Below are 14565 nucleotides of genomic sequence, written 5' to 3' on the forward strand. Positions count from 1 at the left end.
CCCCGCCGCGGTGAACGCGGCGGGGGCCCTCTCCTCTGTGCGGGTGTCCTCTGTGCGGGTGCGCGGGCTACGCGTCGAGGACCTGGCCCTCACGACGCACGACCGGCGGCTCCACCGACCACGGGAAGTTGATCCAGTCCTCGGTGCGCTTCCAGACGTACTCGCACTTCACGAGGGAGTGGGACTTCTCGTAGATCACCGCGGAGCGGACCTCGGCGACGTGGTCCTTGCAGAAGTCGTGCACCAGCTTGAGGGTCTTGCCGGTGTCCGCCACGTCGTCGGCGATCAGGACCTTCTTGTCGGTGAAGTCGATCTTGTCGGGGACGGGGGCGAGCATGACCGGCATCTCCATGGTCTCGCCGACGCCCGAGTAGAACTCCACGTTCACGAGGTGGATGTTCTTGCAGTCCAGGGCGTACGCCAGACCGCCCGCGACGAAGACGCCGCCGCGCGCGATGGACAGGATGATGTCGGGCTCGTAGCCGTCGTCCGCGATGGTCTGCGCCAGCTCACGGATGGCCTCCCCGAAGATCGGGTAGGTCAGGTTCTCGCGGATCTCACTCACTGTTGCTCTTCGCCTTTTGCTCTGCTCAGACCTGGGTGCGGTGGAAATTCTGGAAGGACCGCGAGGGCGTGGGCCCACGCTGCCCCTGGTAGCGGGAACCGTGCTTCGCGGACCCGTAGGGGTGCTCGACGGGCGAGGTCAGGCGGAACATGCACAGCTGCCCGATCTTCATCCCCGGCCACAGCTTGATCGGCAGCGTGGCCATGTTCGACAGCTCCAGCGTCACGTGCCCGGAGAAACCGGGGTCGATGAAGCCGGCGGTCGAGTGCGTCAGCAGGCCGAGCCGGCCCAGGCTGGACTTGCCCTCCAGTCGCGAGGCGATGTCGCCGGGGAGCGTGATGACCTCGTACGTCGAGGCGAGCACGAACTCACCGGGGTGCAGGATGAACGCCTCGTCGCCCTCCGGCACCACCTCACGGGTGAGGTCGGCCTGCTCGACCGCGGGGTCGATGTGGGGGTACCGGTGGTTCTCGAACACCCGGAAGTAGCGGTCGAGCCGCACGTCGATGCTCGACGGCTGCACCATCGATTCGTCGAACGGGTCGATCCGCACGCGGCCTGCGTCGATCTCGGTCCGGATGTCCTTGTCTGAGAGAAGCACGGGTCGAGGATACGCGGAGAAGACGGACAACGCGGGCCCGGTCCGAGCGGACCGGGCCGCGCCGCTTGATCGACTCCTGATCTGCGGCTGATCAGCGCGCGGTCAGCGCTTGATCAGCGCGCGGCCGGCCGCCTGAGTCGGCTGCTCGGCCGGCGCTCGGTCAACCGCTCGGTCGGCCGCTCGGTCAGCGCTTCTGGAGCGCGACCGGAACGGAATGCCGCAGCCGGGCGCAGCGCGGGCAGCGCAGGAGCCGCCCGGGGCCGATCCGGTCGGGTCCGAGGTGCTGCATCGGGAACGAAGCGGTGCTGAAGACGTGCCCCTCGGCACAACGAACGACGGTGCGCTCCATAGAGCTCCCTTTCCCCATTCACGTGAAAGACAAAAGCCACATTAGGGGATGTATAGGACTCGCTCCTACGCGGCACTCCCGGCAGTCCCCCACCGGGCTTCCGGGGCCCCACGGTACGCCCCAACTCCCGGCCCCCACGCACGCATCCCCACCTGCCCCACACTCTCCTCACACGACAGGAAGGCCCGTACGGTGAGTGCACCGGGGGCCTTCGATGGGGTAGAGTGTGCGACGATGAGGCGCTCAGAAAACGGGCGCCCTCGCGGGTGTAGTTTAATGGTAGAACATGAGCTTCCCAAGCTCAGAGCGCGAGTTCGATTCTCGTCACCCGCTCCATAAGACACCAAGGAAGGCCCAGGTCACCGACCTGGGCCTTGTTTGTTGCCCCGGTCCCGCCGGGGGCCCGCGGTCCTCACCACACCTGCCTCTACCCTGGGGGCCGCCAGGGTGCGAACCACGAACGAACAGTGCCGGGACGGACGGACGGAGCGTGCGGTGACAGCGGGGGAAGCGAACGGCGACGAGCTGATAGGCAAACTCCTCGGAGGCCGCTACCGCGTGACCGCGACGATCGGGCGCGGTGGCATGGGAGTCGTCGCCCGCGCGGTGGACGAGCTGCTGAACCGCGAGGTCGCCGTCAAGGTGCTGCGGGCCTTCACCGACGCCTCCGCCGCCGAACTGGCCGACCTGCGGATCCGGATGCAGCGGGAGGCGCAGGCCGCCGCCCGCATCCGGCACGGCGGCGTGGTCACCGTGCACGACGTGACCGAGGAGCAGGGCCTGCCGGTCATCGTCATGGAACTCGTCGACGGGCCCTCGCTCGACGACGTGCTGGAGCAGCACGGCGCGCTGGAGCCGCACGAGGCCGCGGCGATCGGCGCCAAGCTGATGGACGCGCTCGACGCCGCGCACCGGGCCGGCGTGCTGCACCGCGACGTCAAGCCGGCGAACGTGCTGCTGGAGCACGGCGAGCAAAGCGAGATGGGGGTCCCCCCGGCCGGAGGCTGGGGGAGGGTCGTGCTCACCGACTTCGGCATCGCCAGCATGGAGGCCGCCGGCGACGACGCCATGGCGAAGCTGACCCAGAGCGGCCAGATCATCGGCTCCCTCGACTATCTGCCGCCGGAGCGCGCGCAGGGCAAGGAGCCGGGCCCGCCGTCGGACATCTGGTCGCTCGGCATGACGCTGTACGCGGCGGTGGAGGGCACGTCGCCGTTCCGCCGGACGTCCGTGTGGTCCACGTTGTCGGCCATCGTCACCGAGCCGCTGCCGGCGCCGCGGCGGGCGGGGGCGCTCGCGCCGGTGCTGCAGGCGCTGATGGCGAAGGAGCCGGAGCACCGGCCGTCCGCCGGCGAGGCGCGCGAGTTGCTGGAGCGGGTGGCGGCGGGCGGGACGGCGGCGCCGTACGCGCCCATGCCGGGCCCGGGGCCGGCCGTCACGCCCCTGCCTGCGCCTGCATCCACGCCTATGCCTGGGTCTACGCCCATGCCTGGGTCTGCGTCTACGCCTGCGCCTATGCCCATGCATGAGCCGACGCCGACGCAGGCCGTCACTCCGGGACCGCAGCCCGGGTTCGGCGCGGCGCCGCCCGCGTTCCACCAGCCTTCGCCGCCCCAGCAGCCGCAGCCACAACTGCAGCCACAACCTCACGTCGGTTACCCGCAGCCCGGCCCGTCACACACGCCCCCGCGGTCCGGTGCACCGGCCGCCGCCCCCGTCCCCAGCCCCACCCCCGGCCGCTCCACGGCCGGCACCGACCGCAAGCGGCGCCGCAGCCGTACCGTCGTCGCAGCGGCGGCCGCAGCCGTCGTGCTCGCGGGAGGCGGCGTCACATACGCCCTGACGGGCAATCACAGCAGCGGCACGAAGGGCGACGAGGCACAGGCGGCGCGGCCCGCGGTCAGCTCCCCGGCGGACGGCGCCCAGCCGGGCGGAGGCGAAGCGACCGCCGGAGCGCACTCCCCGAGCCCGTCGTCCCCCACCGGCTCCGGCAAGCCGTCCGGCTCGGCCTCGCCCTCGGCCCCGGCCTCCGCCTCGGCCAAGCCCGGTGCCACGCCGAGCGGTTCCGCCCCGGCGACCAAGCTCAACGTGCCGACGACCTGCAGCGGCTGGAGCCACCAGGACCCGAAGCCGGGCACGTACGGCTACGTGACCGGCGACCGCCACGTACTGAACGGGCCCTACCAGGTCTGCGGCTCCGTCGCCGCGGCCAAGTCCGGTACGAAGGTCTGGTTCCACTGCTCCGTCGAGAACGCCTACGGCCACAAGTGGCTCTACGTCCGCATCGACGGCACGAAGAGCGCCGGCTGGCTGTCCGCCGACACGATCATCCGCCAGACCGGGCAGCCGGCCCGCTGCTGACCGATCGCTGCTGACGGCCCGCTGCTGACCGACCGCCGCTAACGGACTGCTGCTGACGGACCGCCCGCCCGGATGAAAGTCCGATAAGTTGCCGCTCCAAACGATCTACATCAGAGCTCGATGCGGAGTACGACATGAGCACTTATCCGGGCGGCGGCAGCCCCGGGCCGGGCGGCTGGGCGGCCTCGGGCGCCTCGGGCCCCAACGGCTCCTACCGGAACCAGACCCTGAAGTACCAGAAGATCGAGCTGAGCCTCGACGAGTCGGTCGGCCTCCGGACGATCATCAGCCACTGGGCGACCGCGGCCACCGCCTCGATCGGCATCTGGCTGCTCATCACGCTGTTCGGCCTGCTGACGAACGACTGGGACATCGACGCGGCCGAAGGCGCCCTCAGCGTGGGCGCGATCCTGGGGTTCATCGTCTTCTGGCTGATCCTGCTCTTCTCGTGCTTCACCGAGCCCGTCTCGGAGTGGCGGACGCTGCTGGAGGACAAGGCGCAGGCGTCTCCGTCCGCCTACGCGGCGATCTACGGCGCGCTGTCCAGCCGCCGCATCCCGGTGACGGCCGTGCCGTCCCGGATCCGCAGCGACGTCTTCCAGCCGGAGGTGGTCAGCAACCGCCTCGTCATCAGCAGCGGCCGGTACGTGGCCTACGTGTCCGTCTTCGAGTACGGCACCAGCCTCTACCTGGGCTGGACGATGTGGCGCATCCGCCCGGGCTGGGTGATCATCGGCACGTACTTCAAGGACCTCATCGGCGGGTTCAAGGGCCGCACCGGTGACGTCAACCAGATGCTCCGCACCGAGCGGCCGCGCGCCATGCGCGAGGCCGTGCACTCGGCGGTCCGGGAAGGCGTGGAGATCGCGGTCCAGGGCATCGAGGTGCCCATCGCCTCGACCTTCGGGCAGGACCTGCCCATCATGACCGCACCCGGGCAGGGCCCGGCCGGCCCGCCGGCTCCGCCCGCACCGCCCGTCATGCCCGTCGCGCCGCCGGCCCAGCCCGTGCCGCAGGCCGCTCCGCCGGTTCCGCCCATGCCGGGCGGGCCCGCAGGACAGCCCGCGCCCCCCGCGGCACCCGGCGGCCACGGCCCGGCCTCCCCGTGGACCAGCTGAGCGGCATGGACCAGCAGACCGACAGGACGCCCCCGCCGGGCGTCCTGACCGTCGGCGACGGGACCTCGGTGTGGGCCTGGGCGGCCGTACGCATCGAGGCCGCCGCCGACCTCACCGAGATCAGGGAGTACGCCGACCTCCCCGAGGACGAGCGCCGGACCAAGGCGGTCGCCGCGGAGGCGGCCTGGCTGGCGGGCCAGTGGGACACCCACCACGACGCCCGCATCGAACTGCGCTACCTGACGGACCCGGCCACGCGCAGGATCTCGTGCGCCCTGCTGGCCCGGGTGCGCGGCGACAGCCCGCACGATCCGGCCGCGGCAGCGCGGTCCGCGGTCGCGGCGGCCCTCGCACTCCGCGACCGGCTGGCCCAGCTGCCCCACCACGTCCACGCCGCTCCGGTCGAGGACGCGGCCGAAGTGGCGCGGTGGCTCACGCCGTTCACCCCCGACCCGGCCGGCCTGGCCGAGATCCGCAAGCGCTACCGGACGGGGCTGCCCAACCGGCCCGACGCGGGCGTGCAGTACTACCTCTCCCCGCAGCCGTTCACCGCCGCGGCGCCGCCGTGGGACGCGCTGTGGCAGGCGCTCGCGGCACACCCGTACCCGCTCATGCTGACGGTCGGCCTCGAACCGTACCGGGTGCCCGACGACCTCGGGCCGATGCTGCACCGGATCGCCACGCACTACGGGCGGCTGGGGACGCCAGGACAGCTGCCGGAGGGCCTGTGGGGCCCGCCGTCCCAGCTCGCCCCGGACGCCTTCGCCGTGGACGCCGCGAAGGTGTACGCGGACGCCGCGCGCCGCTACACCGACCGCGCCTTCCGCATCCGCATCGCGCTCGCCTCCCCGAACCCGCTCCCCGAGTCCCTCGCCGAGCTGGTCGGCGCCACGGTCTCCCCGCAGGAACGGCCCGGTCAGGGCAGCGCGCTGACCGAGACCTTCACCGGCCCGGCCCACGTCACCGTACGGCCGGCCCCGCCGGAAATGGCGGCGGCATGGACGGGGATCACGACGCTGGAGCACGCCCGCTGGGGCGGCGACCAGCGCTGGCAGCTGCCCGAACCGCTGTCGCCGCCGCTGCGCCTGCTGCCCGAGCTGGTCGACGCGCGGGAGGCGGGCGCCGCGCTGCGGCTTCCCCTCGCCGTGCACGGGCACATGACGGGCTTCCCGGTGCGCAGGCCCGACATGGCCACGGAGACCGACTACCGGCCGCAAGGGCCCGCCGTCGAACTCGGCCGGCAGCTGGTGCACGGCGCGCCGGCCGGACCGCTCGGCGTGGAGCTGGGGTCCCTCTCCCGGCACGCGCTGTTCGTCGGAACGACCGGCTCGGGCAAGACCAACACGACGCTGGCCTTCTGCCAGCAGCTCTGGCGGGACCACAAGGTGCCGTTCCTCGTGCTGGAACCGGTGAACTCCGAGCTCGACGACTACCGCTGGCTCGCCACCCGCCCCGGCTTCGAGGACCTCCTCGTCCTCACCGTCGGCGACGAGACCACGGCGCCGTTCCGGCTCAACCCCTTCGAGGTGCCGCACGGGGTCCGGATCAGCACCCACACCGCCGGACTGCTCGCGTGCTTCGACGCGGCGTTCGGCCTCTGGGACCCCCTGCCGGCCATCTACAACAAGGCGCTGCGCAACACGTACGCGCGGAAGGGCATCGTCCCCACCGACGTCTCCACGCCCGCCCACGACGGGGCGTGGCCCACCCTGCGCGACTTCATCGCCGAGATGCGCAAGGAGTGCGACCAGCTCGGATACTCCGGCGAGGTCAAGGACAACATCATCGCCGCGTCCAGGCTGCGGGCCGAGTCCCTCGCGGAGGGCGCCTGCGGCAGCACGCTGGACTGCGCGCGCTCGTACCCCGTCGAGGAGCTCCTCAACCGCCCCGTCGTCATCGAGCTGGCCGGCGTCGGCGACAACGAGAAGGAGCAGTCCCTCGTCACCGCGCTGATCCTGCAGACCATGACGGAGCACTACAAGGCGACCCGGCGGGGAGACGGCCTCTCCCACGTCACCGTCATCGAGGAGGCCCACCGGCTGCTCGGACGGCCCGTCGCCTCCGGTGGAGACGGCAAGGAAGGCAACGCGCAGGCCCGCGCGGCCCAGGCCTTCGCCAACACGCTCGCCGAGAACCGCAAGTACGGGGAAGGCCTGGTGATCGTCGAACAGGTCCCCGAGAAGCTCATCGAGGACGCGTACAAGAACACCAACCTCAAGGTCATGCACCGGCTGCCGTCCGCCACGGACCGGGAGCTCATCGGCGGCACGATGCGGTTCTCCCCCGACCAGGAGCGCTACGCGTCGTCCCTGGAACCCTTCCAGGCCTTCGCCCACCACGACGGCATCGACCGGCCCGCCCTGATCAAGGTGCCGAACGTACGGGCCGAGGCGGCCGCGGAGAGCGGGGTCGCACGGGCGCCGCTCGCCGGCAACGCGGAACTGGCCGACCGCTTCCGCGCCTTCGCGGCGGCGACCCCGGCCGTCGACGCGGCGCTCGCCCCCTTCGCCGACTGCGAGGGCTGCCGGCACCGGTGCGCGTTCCGCTCGCGGGCGTCGACCGCGGTGTGGCCGGAGCACGGGGCCGAGCTGAAGAAACGCGTCGCCGACTATCCGAAGACGTCGGCCGCCCAGGCCGAGTGGTGGTCCCGCACCGCGGAATGGGTCGCGGACATCGCCGACGCCGTCGCCCCTCCGGGCGCGGCGGCGGAAGCCGTCGACGACTACCGCGCCTGCGTCTTCATCCACCTTGCGCAGACGGCGTGGAAGAGGAAGACGCTGCCGTGGGTACGGCTGTACCGCAGCAACGCCAAGACCGGTACGGGGCCTGATTCATGAGCGACCGCTCCAGCGAGGAGGAACGGCCTCCCGAGCAGCCGTCGTCCGCCCCGGAATCCGGGGCGGAGGAGGCGCCGGATCCTGCGGAGGCCCAGGACGCGGAGGGGGCGCAGGAGGCGGAAGAGGCGGAGGAGGCGGAAGGGGCGGAGGAGGCGCCTGAACCGTCGGGTTCGGAGGCCTCCGAGGCCGATGACGGCGCCTCCGACGGGAGCGCCTCCGACGGGGGTGAGGCGTCCGACGACGCACCGCAGCCGGAGGACGCCGAGGACGCGCCTGAGCCGGCGGAGGCGGAAGACGCCGGGGAGACGGAGGAGGCACCCGAGCCGGCCGAGGCAGAAGACACCGAGAAGACGCAGGACGCGCCCGAGCCGACCGAGGCGGAAGACGCGCCCGACCGGCCGGAAGCCTCCGCTGAGGCCGAGGACGGGGGCGAGTCCTCCGAGAAGGGTGAGACCTCCGACGGGGGCGAGTCCTCCGACGAAGCTGAATCCTCCGATGACGGCGAGCATTCCGACGGGGATGAGGCGTCCGACGCTGCGCCGGAGCCGGCGGAGGCGGAGGACCCGGACGAAGCCGAAGAGGCCGGGGAGGCGGAAGAGCCGGAGGACTCCGAGGAACCGGAAGAGGCCGAGGAACCCGAGGACACGGAAGAACTCGAGAACACGGAAGAACAGGAGGAGCCGGAGGATACCGAGGAGGCCGAGGAACCCGAGGAACCCGAGGAGACGGAGGAGACGGAGGACGCGGAAGAGCCCGCGGACACGGAAGAGCCGGAGGACGCCGAAGAACCGGAAGAGGCCGAGGAAGCCGAGGAAGCCGAGGACACGGAAGAACCGGAGGACGCCGAAGAACCGGAAGAACTGGAAGGACCGGAGGACTCCGAGCGTACGGAAGACACCGACGGCACCGACGAGTCCTCCGAAGACGCCCCGGAGCCTCCGGACGCGCTCGACGCGGACGAGGCGCCCGACCCGCCCGAACCAGCGGATCCGGCCGAACCAGCCGAACCAGCCGAACCGGCTGGACCGGCGGACTCACCGGAAGGTCCACGGCACACACTCGGCTCCTCGGAAGACGCTCCGGAACCGGCCGGCGCCACGGACGTCAGCTCAGACGACGACGCACCGAAGCCGGCGGCCGCGGAAGCAGCCGAGACACCCTCCCGCACTGAGACCGCGGACGACCCGGAGGAAGCCCCCGAACCGGCCGAGGCCCAGGACGCCGACGCGAGGCGTGCACCGGAACACCGACAGGAGCCGGCCCCTGAAGCGCCCGTGGGTTCAAAGCCCGAGGCGCCCTCGGCCACCGATTCCCGGGCCGACCCGGAGGAAGCCCCCGATCCGACCGCTGATTCAGAGGCCCCGTCAACGGCCCCGGAGGACGACGCTCCAGCAGCGGAAGACCCGGAACAGAGCGGAGGCGGCCGTCGGTCACCTGACAGGCCCGACGCCCAAGGGCGAACGGACTGGGGGGAGGACGCCGGCGACGACTTCGATTCGGACTCCGAGGCCGATGACACATGGATCAGACTGCGCTCCGGAAACAACCGGCAGAACCTCATGGCCTCGAACGAGGGCGAAGGCGCGGCAGGTAACCGGTAGTCGGTGAGCGGTGATGGCACACAACACAGGAGAAACAGACATGAGCGACAGCAAGTACGTCGTCGTGGCCGAACTCGGCCTTGCGAAGAACAAGTACGGCGCCGACATACGCACGTCCGAGCCGATGACGCTCGACGAGGCGCGGGCGTACGTCCGCACGACCCTCCGCGGCGACAACCCGGACTTCTTCTGCCTGCCGAAGGAGGCACGCACCCTGCAGCTGGACGGCACCGACCAGTACCTCGTCATCGAGGGCCACCGGCTGGCCCCGGACAGCCTGTCGCGATTCACGATCGCGCGCGAGATCTGAGTCTTCAGGAAGACGGGTGAGGGCCCGGGTCGATGACCCGGGCCCCGCACTCACCGCACTCACTGCCGTACGCGGCACCTCAGCCGCGGCTCGGCACGGTCGCGCCCTTCGGCGACGGCGCCGAGGAAGCCGTTCCGGGGCCGGGCTCCGGGCGCCGGTCCCTGGGGATGAGGGCCAGGACGAGCCCCACGGCCAGGAGGACGCCGCTCGCCAGGAAGACCGTCTGCATGGCGTGGGCCATGCCCTCCAGGAAGGGATGGGCGAGGCGGGCGTCGGCGTGGGTCAGGAAGGAGCTGTCGTCCAGGGAGACGGCACCGTTCCGGCCGGCGAGGAGCGTTTGGTTGGCCGGCTGGGAGGTGACGGCCGGGTCGGCGAGGGCGGCCTTGAAGTTGGGATCGGACGCGGCGGAGGCGTAGGCGTCGGCGATGCGGCCGCCGACCGTGCCGAAGAAGACCGAGAAGAAGGCGCTGATGCCCACGGTGCCGCCGATGGACCGGAAGAAGGCGAAGGACCCGATGCCGGCGCCCATGTACCGCGGTTCCAGGCCCCGCTGGATGGCGACCAGCATGACCTGCCAGCACATCCCGATGCCGATGCCCATGACGGCCGCGGCCACCCCGGCCTGCCACAGGGCCGTGTCGGCGCCGAACGTCGCGAACCAGAACGTGCCGGCCATCATCAGCACGATGCCGAGGAGCATGAAGCCCTTGAAGTTGCCGGTGCGGGTGACGTGGGCGCTGCACAGGCGGCCGCCGCCGATGATGCCGAGGGTCTGCGGCAGCAGCATCAGGCCCGCCTCGGTCGGCGAGAGCCCCTTGACGATCTGGAGGTAGAGGGGGAGGACGGCGAGGGACCCGAAGACGGCGGCGCCGACGATCGTGTTGACGCCGTTGTAGATCGAGAAGACGGGGTTGCGGAACATCGGGGTGGGGAGCAGCGCGGCGCCGCCGGCCCGCCGCTGTGCCATCAGGAAGAGCACGAGTCCGACAGCCCCCACGGCGAACAGCCCCAGCGTGCCGGCCGAGCCCCAGCCCCACGTGGACCCTTCCTCGACGGCGAAGAGCACGGGCACGAGGAAGAGGACGAGCGTGATGACGCCGGCGATGTCGGGCTTGTCGGAGGAGCGGTCGTTCTGGACGCGCACCTGGCTGAGGACGATCAGGACGGTGGCGATGCCGACCGGCACGTTGATGAAGAAGGCCCAGCGCCAGCCGGCCGCGCCGGCGAAGCTGTCCAGCCCGGCGAAGAACCCGCCGACGACCGGCCCGACGACGGCCGCGACGCCGAAGACCGCGCCGAACCAGGCCTGGTAGCGGCTGCGTTCGGCGGGCGGCAGCAGATCGGCCAGGATGGCGAACGCGAGGCTCATCAGACCGCCGGCGCCGAGTCCCTGGACTCCCCGGAAGACGGCCAGCGTCACCATGGACGAGGCGAGCCCGCACAGCACCGAACCGGCGACGAAGAAGGCCACGGCCGTGACGTAGAGCGGGCGGCGTCCGTAGATGTCGGAGAGCTTGCCGTAGAGGGCCGTGGTGACCACCGATGTGATCATGTACGCGGTGTTGGCCCAGGCCTGCTGCGAGAGGCCGTTGAGGTCGTCGGCGATGGTGCGGAGCGCCGCGGAGATGATGGTCTGGTCGAGCGCCGACATGAACAGGCCGAGCATCAGCCCGGCCATGACGAGTCTCATGCGGCGCCGGTCGATCACCGGCGTGCCCGGGTCAGCTGTGTCCGTCATCGTCGTTCCGTCCGTCCATCTCTTGGCCGAGGCCTGCTGAGGCGATGACCCAAGGATGGAACCTCAAGCAAACCTGAGGTCAAGCCGGACGATCAGTCACCATCTTCGTCTTCGTCTTCGTCCGCATCCTCGTAAGGGGCCTCCTCCATCAGCCGCTCGGCGATGTCGTCGACCCAGGCCTCGGCCCAGCGCAGGAGCTCTGCGCGGTCGGTCTCGTCGAGCCCGTAGGCGGCGAACTCGGAGTCGGCGATCCACTCGGCACCGGCCAACCGGGCCTGGAGGTCGGTGAGGTCGAATCCGGTGTCGCCGGCGTGCCGCCGGCCGAGCTCCTCCAGCTCGACGTGCGACCAGCTGCCGGACGCGGCCCGCACGTCGACGAGGTCGCGGGCGAGCCCGAGATCCGCGAGGTCGCGCACGGCCATGCCGACGACGTCCTCGACGGCGGGCACGGGTCCGTACGGACCGAGCTCCGGGGGCCGCCGCAGGGTTTCCTTGCGGATGCCGACGGCGCAGTGCTCGCCGGTCGCGGCGTCGGTGACGACGAGCCGGGCCTCCGACGGCTCCACCTGCCAGCCGCGCTCCCGCAGACCGCCGCAGAGGGCGGCGACGACGTCGGCCATGGGGTCCGGGGCCTCGGTGACCACCTCCAGGCCGGTGTCCCGGCGGGCGGCGCCGGGGGCGAGGAGGCCGTGCGCCTCAAGGGCGTACGGACCGCTGAGGACGAGCGGATACGCCGCCCCGGCCGCCATCACGTCCGGAAGCAGACGCCGGTGCAGTCCGTGCGGGCCGCTCTCGTACGGACTTCCCTCGTACGGACCGCCTTCGTACGGACTTCCCTCGTACGGGCCGGGCGGCGGTGTGGGCGGCAGCATGATCGCGATTATTCCGGAAGGACGCCTTCGACCAGGTCGGATACGCGCTGCAGCTCCGGCTGGATCTCGTCCGCCTCGGCCCGGTCGACGGCGGCGAGGCGCCACCACACGGCCCGGGCGTTGCGCAGCACGCGCCGGGTCTCGTCGACGGGCGCCTGCGCGTTGTGCCGCCGCTCGGCGGTCCGCAGGTGCAGCCGCATGATCGCGGCCCAGTCCTCCTGCAGCAGCAGCGCCAGCCAGGCGCGCGTGCCGAGCACACCGACGGTGTGCGGATGCAGCGCCCCGTACTCCCGGTCGAGCGCCCCTTCCAGCTCACGCGCAGCGAGGGCCGCTCCGGCGAGATCCCCGCGCAGCTCGGCGGCGACGATACGGCCGAAGCGTTCGGCGTGGTGCGGGGGGAGGGGGCTGCTCCAGTCGGGAGCGGGGGCGGGCGGGGCCGGTACGGGGGCGGGAGCGGGCACTACGGGCGCCGGCACGGGCGTAGGCGCTACGGGTTCAGGCGCTACGAGCGCAGGCGGCACCGCCGCCGGAGCCGGCTGCGGTGCCACAGGAGCAACGGGAGCAATGGGAGCCGCAGGAAACACGGGCGCCACAGGCGCCGGCGCGGGCGGCGGCGTCGGATGCGGCGCCGACAGCGGCGTCACCGCCCCGTCGTGGTCGACGATCAGCGGCCAGGCCGACCCGTCGGGCTCCTTGGCGATGATGCGTATGGGATGGCCGCGCCGGGCCGCCCGCACCCGTATGTCCGCCAGCGCGGACGTCCGCCCGTCCTGCCCGGGCAGCGGCTCTACGGGCTCCCCCTCGATCGTCGCTTCACCCGCTGCGCTGATCACGATGGTGTAGACGGGAGTCAGGGGGACCGAGTCGAGGTCCGTCACAACAGGCATGGTCAATCCTTACGTACCGGCGCCGCCAGCAGGCCAACGGGGCCACGGCAACGCACGTGCCGCGGCCCCGGGGGTAATGATGACCCGGATCACCCACCGTTGGGGTAGTAGGGGGGCGACCAGCCCAGATACTCCGCGCCCCACTTGGACTCGATGTCCGTGGCCGGAACGATCGAGATCTCACCGGGGGTCACGATGTCGTTGGAGGCGACCTTGCCGTCACCGACGTAGATGGCGACGTGACCGGCCCGGTGGTGGGTGTCCCAGAACATCAGGGCGCCCGGCGGCGGGTTGCGGTCCTTGTCGTGACGCATGTTCTGGGGCATCACGTCCGTGTAGTGGTCGATGGCGTAGTTGGTGCCCGAAGATCCCCGGCCGTAGGCGATCGCCGTGAAGGCCAGGCACCGCTGGTACCACTCGCCGTTGTGGCTCTCGGCCTGCTGCTTGGCGTAGGCGATCGCTCCCGCGGTGTCGCGGGGGTTCTTCACGATGTCCGGCCAGCTGGCCTGGCTGTCGTGGAAGGGCTCACCGGGCGTGCCGGGATTGTTGCTGCCCGACGTGTTGCAGCGATCCGCCTTCTCCTTGTCGGGGTTGTTGTTGGGCTTGTCGTCGGGCTTCTTGCTGGACTTGTCGTCCTTCTTCTTGCCCGGCTGGTCGGGGTGGTTCTCGCCCGGCCGGTCCAGGTCGATGCCCGCTTCCTTGGCGATGCTCCGCGCCTGGGCCTCCTTGGGCCCGTAGGCGTCGGGAAAGCCGGAGCGCTGCACCTTCTGGGCGGCGTCGTTGAGCGACATGTTCTCCCAGGCGACGTCCTCCAGCCCCGGCGGGTCGCCGCTGTCACCGCCGAAGAGGAACATGTGGGCGGCGTACTTGGGGTCCGTGATCTGTTCCTTGGTGCCCCACCCCGAAGACGGGCGCTGCTGGAAGATGCCGAGGGAGTCGCGGTCGCCGTAGTTGATGTTCGACAGCTGCGACTCGGCGAGACCCGTCATCAGGGCGATGAGCGTGGCCCGGCCGGGCAGCTTCCCGTCCTTGGCCACCTGGTCGATGATCTTGGCGTTCTCGACCTGTTCCTCGCGGAGCTTCTTGCTCGCGCCGCCCGTGGTGTCCCCGGTCTGCCCGTTTCCGGACGGCCCGTCGTTCCCGGGCGAGCCGGGCTGGGAGCAGCCGGCGGCGACGGCCGAAGGGCCGCCGCCGATCCCGGCCAGCATGCCCACGATCAGCAGGAGCCCCATGAGGAGGCCGATCCCGGGTATGCCGAGCTTGAACGCGAGCCCCTTGCGCAGCCCGCCCGAGGCCAGGGCGAGGGCCTGACGTGAAACCACTCGC

The 14565-nt window shown here is 71.5% G+C and carries 12 protein-coding genes and 1 tRNA gene; 6 read left to right on the forward strand and 7 right to left on the reverse strand.

Annotated elements, in window-relative coordinates:
* Positions 1-67 precede the first annotated feature (67 nt).
* The 3 genes from ACOTKD_RS34395 to ACOTKD_RS34405 form a co-directional block, all read right to left on the reverse strand.
* A complete protein-coding gene (locus tag ACOTKD_RS34395; protein ID WP_424892919.1) occupies positions 68-565 on the reverse strand; it encodes a phosphoribosyltransferase in 498 nt (165 codons plus the stop codon).
* A 25-nt stretch (positions 566-590) separates the two neighbouring features.
* Positions 591-1166: a dCTP deaminase gene (dcd, locus tag ACOTKD_RS34400; protein WP_058047472.1), complete on the reverse strand. Its 576-nt coding sequence runs from the start codon at positions 1164-1166 to the stop codon at positions 591-593.
* Positions 1167-1350: 184 nt separating this feature from the next.
* Positions 1351-1515, reverse strand: coding sequence for a hypothetical protein (locus ACOTKD_RS34405; RefSeq protein ID WP_173864874.1), 165 nt, complete (start codon positions 1513-1515; stop codon positions 1351-1353).
* Between the two features lie 262 nt (positions 1516-1777).
* Here ACOTKD_RS34405 and ACOTKD_RS34410 point away from each other — a divergent pair.
* The 6 genes from ACOTKD_RS34410 to ACOTKD_RS34435 all read left to right on the forward strand — a co-directional run bounded on the left by ACOTKD_RS34410 (position 1778) and on the right by ACOTKD_RS34435 (position 9742).
* Positions 1778-1851 (forward strand) — tRNA-Gly (locus ACOTKD_RS34410).
* A gap of 159 nt (positions 1852-2010) precedes the next feature.
* On the forward strand, positions 2011-3876 hold the full coding sequence (locus tag ACOTKD_RS34415; protein WP_424892920.1) for a protein kinase domain-containing protein: 1866 nt from the start codon (positions 2011-2013) through the stop codon (positions 3874-3876).
* A gap of 134 nt (positions 3877-4010) precedes the next feature.
* Positions 4011-4994, forward strand: coding sequence for a hypothetical protein (locus ACOTKD_RS34420; RefSeq protein ID WP_424892921.1), 984 nt, complete (start codon positions 4011-4013; stop codon positions 4992-4994).
* A complete protein-coding gene (locus tag ACOTKD_RS34425) occupies positions 4982-7831 on the forward strand; it encodes an ATP-binding protein (protein WP_424892922.1) in 2850 nt (949 codons plus the stop codon). The genes ACOTKD_RS34420 and ACOTKD_RS34425 overlap by 13 nt, the downstream gene beginning before the upstream one ends.
* A complete protein-coding gene (locus ACOTKD_RS34430) occupies positions 7828-9432 on the forward strand; it encodes a hypothetical protein (RefSeq protein WP_424892923.1) in 1605 nt (534 codons plus the stop codon). Before ACOTKD_RS34425 ends, ACOTKD_RS34430 begins: the two co-directional genes overlap by 4 nt.
* 40 nt (positions 9433-9472) lie before the next feature.
* Positions 9473-9742: a hypothetical protein gene (locus tag ACOTKD_RS34435; protein ID WP_424892924.1), complete on the forward strand. Its 270-nt coding sequence runs from the start codon at positions 9473-9475 to the stop codon at positions 9740-9742.
* Between the two features lie 79 nt (positions 9743-9821).
* On the opposite strand, the gene ACOTKD_RS34440 is transcribed toward ACOTKD_RS34435, so the two are convergent.
* From ACOTKD_RS34440 to ACOTKD_RS34455, 4 genes are all read right to left on the reverse strand, one after another.
* Positions 9822-11480, reverse strand: coding sequence for an MDR family MFS transporter (locus ACOTKD_RS34440; RefSeq protein ID WP_424892925.1), 1659 nt, complete (start codon positions 11478-11480; stop codon positions 9822-9824).
* A 92-nt stretch (positions 11481-11572) separates the two neighbouring features.
* On the reverse strand, positions 11573-12229 hold the full coding sequence (locus ACOTKD_RS34445) for a hypothetical protein (protein WP_424893007.1): 657 nt from the start codon (positions 12227-12229) through the stop codon (positions 11573-11575).
* Positions 12230-12360: 131 nt separating this feature from the next.
* Complete coding sequence (locus tag ACOTKD_RS34450; RefSeq protein ID WP_424892926.1) at positions 12361-13239, reverse strand: hypothetical protein; 879 nt, start codon at positions 13237-13239, stop codon at positions 12361-12363.
* A gap of 89 nt (positions 13240-13328) precedes the next feature.
* Positions 13329-14561: a peptidase M23 gene (locus tag ACOTKD_RS34455; protein ID WP_424892927.1), complete on the reverse strand. Its 1233-nt coding sequence runs from the start codon at positions 14559-14561 to the stop codon at positions 13329-13331.
* Positions 14562-14565: the final 4 nt, after the last annotated feature.

It is taken from the genome of Streptomyces sp. XH2 (genome assembly GCF_049725035.1).
GTDB lineage: Bacteria > Actinomycetota > Actinomycetes > Streptomycetales > Streptomycetaceae > Streptomyces > Streptomyces roseoverticillatus.

Excerpts from the sequence above, each read along its gene's own strand:
- ACOTKD_RS34405 (WP_173864874.1), bottom strand. The coding sequence starts at position 1,515 with ATGGAGCGCACCGTCGTTCGTTGTGCCGAGGGGCACGTCTTCAGCACC.
- ACOTKD_RS34420 (WP_424892921.1), top strand. The coding sequence starts at position 4,011 with ATGAGCACTTATCCGGGCGGCGGCAGCCCCGGGCCGGGCGGCTGGGCG.
- ACOTKD_RS34430 (WP_424892923.1), top strand. The coding sequence starts at position 7,828 with ATGAGCGACCGCTCCAGCGAGGAGGAACGGCCTCCCGAGCAGCCGTCG.
- ACOTKD_RS34435 (WP_424892924.1), top strand. The coding sequence starts at position 9,473 with ATGAGCGACAGCAAGTACGTCGTCGTGGCCGAACTCGGCCTTGCGAAG.
- ACOTKD_RS34440 (WP_424892925.1), bottom strand. The coding sequence starts at position 11,480 with ATGACGGACACAGCTGACCCGGGCACGCCGGTGATCGACCGGCGCCGC.
- ACOTKD_RS34445 (WP_424893007.1), bottom strand. The coding sequence starts at position 12,229 with ATGGCGGCCGGGGCGGCGTATCCGCTCGTCCTCAGCGGTCCGTACGCC.
- ACOTKD_RS34450 (WP_424892926.1), bottom strand. The coding sequence starts at position 13,239 with ATGCCTGTTGTGACGGACCTCGACTCGGTCCCCCTGACTCCCGTCTAC.